This window comes from Acinetobacter tandoii DSM 14970 = CIP 107469 (assembly GCF_000400735.1).
GTDB lineage: Bacteria > Pseudomonadota > Gammaproteobacteria > Pseudomonadales > Moraxellaceae > Acinetobacter > Acinetobacter tandoii.
The window spans coordinates 1-8,179 of sequence record NZ_KE007352.1; the positions used below are offsets into that span (position 1 = coordinate 1).

Genomic DNA, 8,179 nt, shown 5'->3' on the forward strand with positions numbered 1-8,179 from the left:
CTGTGCCTAGAGATATTGCTGCTTTGGTAGGAGGTGGGGTGTGAGTTTTATTGTTCCAGAGAAATTCAGAATTAAATCGGGACCATTGGCGAGCAATGAGAGCTATGGGAACAATGGTGCATTTTGGGTGAAGACCAAGAAATGTGTTTTCACTGTCATTGCTAGTGATCAAATGGGTTGGGAGCATGTCAGTGTTTCACTTCCAACACGCTGTCCAACTTGGGAAGAAATGTGTTTCATCAAGTCCCTGTTTTGGGGTGAAGATGATTGCGTAATTCAGTATCACCCACCTAAAAGCGACTATGTGAATAACCATCCATTCTGCCTGCACTTATGGAAACCAACTGAGCAAACCCTACCAACGCCGCCAAGCTTTATGGTGGGTAAGGCTGGTGCAGCATGAACGAATTACTACAGCAACGCATTCAAGCCGTCCAGATCGGCAGAAACACCACCTTTGCACAGATGGAGCAGAAGAAATCACTTCGAGATGAGCTTGATTCACAGCTCGAAGCATTCTTATCAAATGGTGGTGCTATCGAGCAATTGCCTCAAGGCTTTTCGGGGGAATACAACAAGGGTTGGAATAATTCAAAACCCAAAGCTCAAAAGACCATGCGTGAAGTGATGGCGAGTGCTGTGTCAGAAGCGCGTGCAAGAAGAAACAACCCAAGCGTTACCGCGAGAAATGAAGCGCTCAACAAGGGGGAAAAGCGCTATCACGGAACCACTTGCAAGGCGTGTGGTGGAACCTTGCGATATACGTCAAACAATTGCTGTGTTGGATGCGATAAAGCTGCATCGATAGTGAGAACCAAGAAGCTTAGAGAAAAGCGCAAATCTGAGAAGGTGAAATCATGAATTTAACAATCGAGAGAATGCGTGAAATTGTGGATGGTGCACCCGAATGGGCTGTGTGCTGGAACGCTCATATGGGGATGTATACAAACGGGTTTATTAGATGTAGTAGCGATATTCACCTTAAAGACATCCGTGCAGCACTTGCTGACCATGACCGCACGGACGATGTATCCGACATTAGAAATCATATTGCACCAACAACAATAGTTACTGACCTTCATGTAAATGAAGCTCTGAAATTAAATGGATTGGGGTGACATCATGAAAAAAGGCGACCGCGTAGAAGTAGATTTCATCAGTGAGTCTGCAACTGACTATTCTGGAAAACGCTTTCATGGCTACGGCGTTTTAGATCGAGTGGAAGATGGGCGAGTAATGGGGCGCTTGAATGATGGCACGCCGTTTAGCTGTCTTGAAGCAGATGTGAAGGTCATTCAAGAAGTGGATTTACGGAAAGAATTTGAACCATTTTTCACGAAGCAACCATTCTTTAATAGCTTGAAGTATCAGCACGGCGACCGCTTATTCGATTTTGATGAAGGCATTGGGTACCGCAATTTAACCGTACAAGTTGGCTATGTATGTTTCTGCAAAGATGATCGGGAGTTTGTACTGAATGACTAAAATCCTGATTGGTATTGATACAGGAGTGAATACAGGCTTCGCCGTTGCTGCAGACCGTGGCAATGGTGGGGAGCTGGAGCAAGTGGGGTCTTTATCAATTACTCAGGCAATGGAGAAGGTAAAGGAATTAATTGAACAATGGGGAATCAGTAACGTCTGTTTATACATTGAAGATGCTCGGAAGCGTACCTGGTTCACTGGAGGTCGTGAAAAGTCTCAAGGTGTTGGATCAGTAAAGCGTGATGCGCAAATTTGGGAGGATTGGTGCAAAGAGCAGGGTTTTAAATTTTTAATGGTTCATCCAGCAGCAAATGCAACGAAAAAGAAAGCTACGGATTTTAAGCGTATGACTGGTTGGGTTGGTCGTACGAATGAGCATGCACGTGATGCAGCAATGTTGGTTTTTAAAAGATTTGCCAAGTTTTGAGGGATAGGGCATGAATGCAGTAGTGAAAAAACAAATCATGGATTGGTCTAAGCGTTCTGCCCACCAGTGGTTAGAACAATATGGGCTTTGGGTAAGATCAGTAAAATTTAATGTAACAGCCAATCCATTAGCAATACTAATTGACCAAAATGACAAAAGCAGAGTCCGCGCAAGTCGCGTATCTATGGTATGTGAGATTAATGATTTTGAGGCAGTGCAGGTAAGTAAATTACTCGCATCAATGCACAATGACAGTCGTGAGTATTTAGCCTCAAGAGCATGGTATTTAATACTTTATTATGAAAATGAGTGGTCGTATTTATCAATTGCAATTGCACATAAATGCAGTAAAGCTACGATTAGAGCGGAAATTGACAAAGGTCTTGCATACCTGGATGGGAAAATAGATATGTTGCAATCTTGACAGTGCAGCACACTTGGTTTAAATTCGTGTTATGGTGGCAAGTTGTTATGCTTTCACCAGTATCTAAAAGCTCATCTAAAGGTGGGCTTTTTTGTTGCCTGTGTTATAAATATATCTCCAAAGTAAAATAGAGAATAATCAGGTGACAAAACAGTATATTGGAATCACAAATAGTAGCATTAAAGGTGATGAAAAATATTATGAATATGCTCAAGTGTGGTCAGATGGTGTAATTCGCCTTGTGAAAGATCTGGAGTCAGCGACAAAATTTAAATCAGAACAAGAAGCAATTGATTCATTATTTAACGCCAGCCTGTGGGTTTGTGAATATCAAGATGGAAAAATTAAACCCTTACAACTATCCCGATAGGGACAGCAGTGTTGATGGCTAATAAATATGAATTAAATGTATTTTAGATGCATTTTAGGTATTGCAATCTGTTTAGGTTTTCTGCAAAATTCGCGTCAGATTTAGTAGATAGTTCCCTGACTAATCTTTTAAATTTTAATAGCCTACAATGTAATTTGTGGGTTTTTTTATGGCGGCACATTTATTCGTAGTGGTTTAAATTGAATGCCGCCACCTAATTTTAAGCTCATCGAATGATGGGCTTTTTTGTTGCTTCTAAAAAGGTGCTTGTGACATGCACAAGTGAGTAGCTAGGGGAAGAGAATGCCCACATTCTAAAGCTTGCTAATTAGCTAAAGACTGTTTGAGTAAGCACGTTTAGATCCCACGAAAGAGGATACAACCCATGCAGTTCATCGAGCATGGATAGGATATGCAGGAAAGCAAGAATCAGATTTGGGAGTGATGCCCCGCCAAAAAATGAATACGAAAGCTGAAAACTAAAAATACTGTGCCTATCCAGTGGTTTTTAAAGTAAGCGAGTAGCCGTGGACCACAGCACTGAGCTTCTGTGGTAGCTATACACCTTATACAGGAGAATCACATGCTCCGCTTTTTAATGTGTTTGTTTGGATTGCACGGTGCGATAGAGATTGATTACACGATTGACGATGAAGAAATCAAAGTGTGCCGAAATTGTTTGAAAGAAGTTGAAGACTAACCGAACGTATTACGGTAAAGAACCCTGCTCAATTCTAGATATTGGCGTAGTTTTTCTTTTCTTATTTGGTTCTTGTATTATCTGCCTATGCTATTTGGGTGATTTATGAAAAAGAAGACATTAAAAGAGAAGATTAATAGGGTTTGTTGGTGGGCTGCAGGATTAACAATACTTTATTTTATTGTGGGTGCTTTTTTAAAAAGTGATGGACCAAAATTTGATCCCAATAAAACGTACGAACTAATCAGAGATACATTGACATTGACAGCTGCTTTTCTCGCACCAGTTGCTGCATTCGTCTTGTTTAGTGATTGGAGAGAAGAGCATAAGGTTAAATCATTATTTGAGCTTTTGGATTCAGTAAAAAATAAAGCAAGAGAGATCGAAGAGTCACTAATAGATTATGCAGAGGCCATAGAGCATAGAAAGATTGAGGTTAATGAAGATGTTGGTCGATTAACGTATTATGAAATTACCACCAAGCACTTAATTCAATTTAGTCTGTTATACCGTGAAATAGAAGAAGAAAATATGGATCTTTCTGCATATATGAAAATAATGGAGAAATTCTACAAAGATTCTAAATACCTAAGTAGACTGCTTAATATAATGGAAAATAAATCAATTGTTGTGAAGCAGTATGAGAGCCTTAATAGGAGTAGAAGTAGTGATGAACAAATACATCCAATACTAGAAAAAGATGATTACAATAAGAAATTTCAAGAATACTTAATGCGTATGCCAAGTGTTGAAAATGGTTTAAATCAATTGATCAAGGAAGGCAAAATAATTAAAACCAGTAATTAGAAATATTTTTCGGTTTTAGTTTCGTAATGAACAGTGTTAGATTTTATATAAGCGAAAATTCTGGATACCCTATGCCATCTTTGAAAATATCTAAAAAAGGCAAAGTATTACATCATATTGCTAATAAAATTTTAATTACCAATTCAGGTGTGATTGAAATAGATTTAGATCAGCCTGAGATCGTTACAGAAAAAAGATCATTCTGCATCGTTACCATTGCTGAGCATTACGTAGAAAATATTCATAAATATGGAAGTTTAGAAGATTTTATTAAACTTTTCTCAGGTACAAAAGTTTGTGTCGAAATACTGACTAACGAAGGAAAGACTCTAGGCGTTGAAGTGACAACATATTTTAAAAATCAGCTGAAGCTTGCTATCAAAGGCTTGATTGTTTTGAATAGTGTTAGAGATGGCAAATTTTTAGAATAAATTCAACTGACATGATAACCCGCTTTTGCGGGTTTTTTAATGGGCGCAATTTATGAAAAATGATGTAGGCTTTGTCGTTCAGCAACGACCTTACCCACCTGATTGGCTTTTTGCATTAGATACGCCTAACTTTGCACCAGCACCTGAATTATGGAAATGGATTAAACAGATATTTCTGAATCCAGAACATAAATTATTTAACCCTGATCATCAGCATTTAGGCGCTTTCTATTACCCACAAATCGCCGTAATCTGGGCAAATGGTGGATTTAGAAAGCAAGGTCGCTTTGTGGTTGGTCAAGCTGAAAAAATTATGATCAATGCGGGCGGTTGGAAGAAGGCTCGACAAGAAGAACAATATTATCAGTGGTTTCAAACCATGCCTGAATACCTCATCACGATTGATGCTCAATATGCAAAACAGTCTAACGATGTAAACTTTTGTGCTTTGATTGAACACGAGCTTTATCACATTGCTCATAAACTGGATGAATGGGGTGCACCTTCTTATAACCGTGAAACAGGTAAACCCAAATTGGAAATTCGCTCACATGATGTTGAAGAATTTGTGGGTGTAGTACGCCGTTATGGGGCAACAAGCAAGGAAATTGAAGAAATGGCAAAAGCTGTAAACTCACGCCCTGAAGTATCAAAAGCTGATATCTATCATGCATGTGGCACTTGTTATTTGAAGGTGGTTTAAATTTTTTTGCCATTCTTCTTGGATGTACTTGGATGGAATGGTTGAAATGGCACGTATTACTAAAAAGGTGAAATTATTCATCGTAAGAATGCTTGCTGAGTTTGAGCCACCAACTCAGACATCAAAAGCAGTAAAAGATGTTTTCAATATTGATGTAACTCCACAACAATGTGAAGCATATGATCCGACAAAAAGAACTGGGCAGGATCTTAGTCAGGAACTTCGAAATTTATTCTTTGATTATCGCCGTCAAGCGAATGAAGAACTTGAAGCTATCCCAATTGCTAATAAAAGGTATCGTTTGCAGCTATTACAAAATCTTGTTGAAGTTTACCCGAATAACCCTGTTTTAACCCCTAAATGGGCTGAACAGGCAGCAAAAGAAATGGGGGGGCTATTTACTAATCGTCAGGAAATTACTGGCAAAGATGGCAAACCAATCGAGACTGTAAATTCCAGCATATCAACGGAAAGCTACCTTAAAGCAAGGGAGCAGGTTTTAGATGAGTACTGATCCAGCACGTGAACTTGCGATTCAAATCGAAGCCCAAGAAGACTTGTACTTCTTTTCACGATATATGTTTAAAGAGCGCCGTAAATATAAATGGATGCATAACTGGCACCATCGAGTCGTTTGTGATGCGCTGATGAAGGTGTTTCGAGGTGAGACAAAGCGATTAATCATCAACATACCACCGCGATACTCCAAGACTGAATTGGCTGTAATTAATTTTATGGCTTGGTGTTTTGGCAAAGTGCCTGATTGTGAATTTATTCATATCAGCTACTCAGCAACACTGGCAGCAAACAATGCATTCCAGACGCGCAACTTGGTTCAAGAAACAGCTTTTAAGCGAGTGTTTCCAGACTTTGAGCTTAGAGACGACAGTAAAGCAAAGGATGACTGGAGAACTGTTGCTGGTGGTGTCTGCTATGCACAGGGGACAGGAGGTACGATCACGGGTTTTGGTGCGGGGAAGATTCGAAAAGAGTTTGGTGGTGCGATTATCATCGATGACCCACACAAAGCCAGTGAAGCAAGCTCAGACACAATACGAGGCAACGTGATTGAGTGGTTTCAAAACACATTAGAGTCTCGAACCAACTCTCCAGATACGCCGATCATTGTAATCATGCAGCGTCTGCATGAGCAGGACTTAGCAGGTTGGTTACTTGATGGTGGAAACGGTGAAGAATGGGAGCATTTGTGTCTACCTGCAATTCAACCTGATGGCTCAGCATTATGGCCTGAAAAGCATAGCATTGAGCGATTAAACGTCATGGAGGATGCAGCGCCGTATGTATTCTCTGGTCAGTATCGACAATTACCATCACCGCCTGCAGGCGGTTTTTTTAAGCCCGACAGAATTGAAATTGTAGAAGTCCTTCCTGCGGAGTTCATTAAAGAGGTTCGGGCATGGGACCTTGCTGCATCTGAGAATGAAGGGGATTGGACAGCAGGACCAAGAATGCTCAAGACCAAAGACAACATCATCTACATTGTGGATATGGTTCGTGGACGATGGGGACCAGATGGTGTTGAGAATACGATCATTCAGACAGCAAAAATGGATGGTCGATCAGTAGGCATCAGACTTCCTCAAGATCCTGGTCAAGCGGGTAAAGCTCAAGCTAAAAACTTCATTACAAAGCTCAGCGGATTTAACGTCAAAGCTGAAACGGTGTCTGGCGACAAGATTACTCGAGCACAACCATTTGCCGCTCAGGTCAATATTGGAAATGTGAAGATGCTTAGTGGTGACTGGAATAAAGCACTCATTGAAGAATTACGCAACTTTCCAAATGGTACACACGACGATCAAGTGGATGGTTGCAGTGATGCTTTCAATGATTTGAATGAAGCAAGAATTGGTAAAAAACCTGCAGGTGCAGGTAGTCGTACATATTAAAAGGAAATCCCATGGCAAAGCCTAAAAAAGACAAAGCGTCAAAGAAGTCTTTGTCACGCGGCAAACTTTACACTCAAGAAGCTATTTCAAACTTCTTTTCACATTTTGGCAGACAACCAGATAATGATGAAGTGCTTCGAAAGGCAGGCATTACTCGCCATAGACTACGTGTCCTGCTTGATGATGATGAAATTGCGCAAGCTGTAGAAACTAGGATTGATGCATTACTGGCTACACCATACCGGATTGAGCCAAGTGATACGCCTGAGGCTGTTTACTTAAAACAGCAGTTGGATGAGTGGTACTTTGAAATTGCATCCGGTGCATTGAATGCATTGTTCTTTGGTTACTCCGTTCAAGAAGCTGTGTATGAGTTAAAGGAAGAAGGTTATATCGGACTGCAGTGGATTGGTGAAAAGCCAATGCAATGGTTTGAGCCAAAGAATGATGGTCGCTTGATTTTACGGAAAGACGGTAATTCACAAGAATTGGAAGTTGATCAGATTTTCAAATTTTTCCTTACTCGCCGTAAAGCTTCCTATGAACAACCATATGGCAAAGCATTATTAGCTACACTTTATTGGGTGTTTTTCTTTAAGCAAAATGGGTTCAAGTTTTGGGCTAAATTTCTGGAGCGTTTTGGCACACCAATTCTTCTTGGTAAATGCGAAGATTCAGAAATTGATGATATGAATCAGGCACTGCTTAATGCACATGCTCAGAGTGTCCTATCAATTGATGCTAAAGATGATGTACAGGTTTTAGGTACAACTGGCGCAAGTGGTACTGCTGGATCAGCCTTTGAGACGTTTAATAAAACGCTCGCACAACAAATTCAGAAGATCGTATTGGGACAAACCCTTACCAGTCAATCTGATGGCACCAGTGGCTATGCTTTAGGTAAAGTTCACGAGAACGTTCG

13 protein-coding genes are annotated in these 8,179 nt (G+C 40.3%); all 13 read left to right on the forward strand.

All coding sequences use genetic code 11. The features are described from left to right. Positions 1-40 precede the first annotated feature (40 nt). Complete coding sequence (locus tag I593_RS00005) at positions 41-403, forward strand: DUF7694 domain-containing protein (protein ID WP_016165270.1); 363 nt, start codon at positions 41-43, stop codon at positions 401-403. After that, entirely contained in the window at positions 400-861 is a 462-nt protein-coding gene (locus I593_RS00010) for a hypothetical protein (protein ID WP_016165271.1), read from the forward strand. Before I593_RS00005 ends, I593_RS00010 begins: the two co-directional genes overlap by 4 nt. Next, positions 858-1,118 (forward strand): hypothetical protein, encoded by a 261-nt coding sequence (locus I593_RS00015; protein ID WP_016165272.1) that lies wholly within the window; start codon positions 858-860, stop codon positions 1,116-1,118. The genes I593_RS00010 and I593_RS00015 overlap by 4 nt, the downstream gene beginning before the upstream one ends. A 4-nt stretch (positions 1,119-1,122) precedes the next feature. Then, positions 1,123-1,485 (forward strand): hypothetical protein, encoded by a 363-nt coding sequence (locus tag I593_RS00020; RefSeq protein ID WP_026440883.1) that lies wholly within the window; start codon positions 1,123-1,125, stop codon positions 1,483-1,485. Next, on the forward strand, positions 1,478-1,912 hold the full coding sequence (locus I593_RS00025) for a hypothetical protein (RefSeq protein ID WP_016165274.1): 435 nt from the start codon (positions 1,478-1,480) through the stop codon (positions 1,910-1,912). The genes I593_RS00020 and I593_RS00025 overlap by 8 nt, the downstream gene beginning before the upstream one ends. A 10-nt stretch (positions 1,913-1,922) precedes the next feature. After that, complete coding sequence (locus I593_RS00030; RefSeq protein ID WP_016165275.1) at positions 1,923-2,336, forward strand: antiterminator Q family protein; 414 nt, start codon at positions 1,923-1,925, stop codon at positions 2,334-2,336. A 142-nt stretch (positions 2,337-2,478) separates the two neighbouring features. Next, positions 2,479-2,706, forward strand: coding sequence for a hypothetical protein (locus I593_RS00035; RefSeq protein WP_016165276.1), 228 nt, complete (start codon positions 2,479-2,481; stop codon positions 2,704-2,706). A gap of 805 nt (positions 2,707-3,511) precedes the next feature. Further along, positions 3,512-4,213 carry a hypothetical protein gene (locus I593_RS19685; RefSeq protein ID WP_016165278.1) on the forward strand — a complete coding sequence of 234 codons (702 nt, stop codon included), beginning with the start codon at positions 3,512-3,514 and terminating at the stop codon, positions 4,211-4,213. Positions 4,214-4,284: 71 nt separating this feature from the next. After that, complete coding sequence (locus I593_RS00045) at positions 4,285-4,644, forward strand: hypothetical protein (protein ID WP_016165279.1); 360 nt, start codon at positions 4,285-4,287, stop codon at positions 4,642-4,644. Between the two features lie 52 nt (positions 4,645-4,696). Then, positions 4,697-5,347: a putative metallopeptidase gene (locus tag I593_RS00050; RefSeq protein WP_016165280.1), complete on the forward strand. Its 651-nt coding sequence runs from the start codon at positions 4,697-4,699 to the stop codon at positions 5,345-5,347. Between the two features lie 46 nt (positions 5,348-5,393). Beyond that, on the forward strand, positions 5,394-5,861 hold the full coding sequence (locus I593_RS00055) for a DUF2280 domain-containing protein (protein WP_016165281.1): 468 nt from the start codon (positions 5,394-5,396) through the stop codon (positions 5,859-5,861). Next, complete coding sequence (gene terL / locus I593_RS00060) at positions 5,851-7,257, forward strand: phage terminase large subunit (protein WP_016165282.1); 1,407 nt, start codon at positions 5,851-5,853, stop codon at positions 7,255-7,257. Before I593_RS00055 ends, terL begins: the two co-directional genes overlap by 11 nt. Positions 7,258-7,268: 11 nt before the next feature. Further along, positions 7,269-8,179 (forward strand): phage portal protein family protein (locus I593_RS00065; protein ID WP_016165283.1); only part of this gene is annotated, 911 nt, incomplete at its 3' end.

Excerpts from the sequence above, each read along its gene's own strand:
- I593_RS00010 (WP_016165271.1), top strand. The coding sequence starts at position 400 with ATGAACGAATTACTACAGCAACGCATTCAAGCCGTCCAGATCGGCAGA.
- I593_RS19685 (WP_016165278.1), top strand. The coding sequence starts at position 3,512 with ATGAAAAAGAAGACATTAAAAGAGAAGATTAATAGGGTTTGTTGGTGG.
- I593_RS00050 (WP_016165280.1), top strand. The coding sequence starts at position 4,697 with ATGAAAAATGATGTAGGCTTTGTCGTTCAGCAACGACCTTACCCACCT.
- I593_RS00015 (WP_016165272.1), top strand. The coding sequence starts at position 858 with ATGAATTTAACAATCGAGAGAATGCGTGAAATTGTGGATGGTGCACCC.
- I593_RS00020 (WP_026440883.1), top strand. The coding sequence starts at position 1,123 with ATGAAAAAAGGCGACCGCGTAGAAGTAGATTTCATCAGTGAGTCTGCA.
- I593_RS00045 (WP_016165279.1), top strand. The coding sequence starts at position 4,285 with ATGCCATCTTTGAAAATATCTAAAAAAGGCAAAGTATTACATCATATT.
- terL (WP_016165282.1), top strand. The coding sequence starts at position 5,851 with ATGAGTACTGATCCAGCACGTGAACTTGCGATTCAAATCGAAGCCCAA.
- I593_RS00025 (WP_016165274.1), top strand. The coding sequence starts at position 1,478 with ATGACTAAAATCCTGATTGGTATTGATACAGGAGTGAATACAGGCTTC.
- I593_RS00030 (WP_016165275.1), top strand. The coding sequence starts at position 1,923 with ATGAATGCAGTAGTGAAAAAACAAATCATGGATTGGTCTAAGCGTTCT.
- I593_RS00055 (WP_016165281.1), top strand. The coding sequence starts at position 5,394 with ATGGCACGTATTACTAAAAAGGTGAAATTATTCATCGTAAGAATGCTT.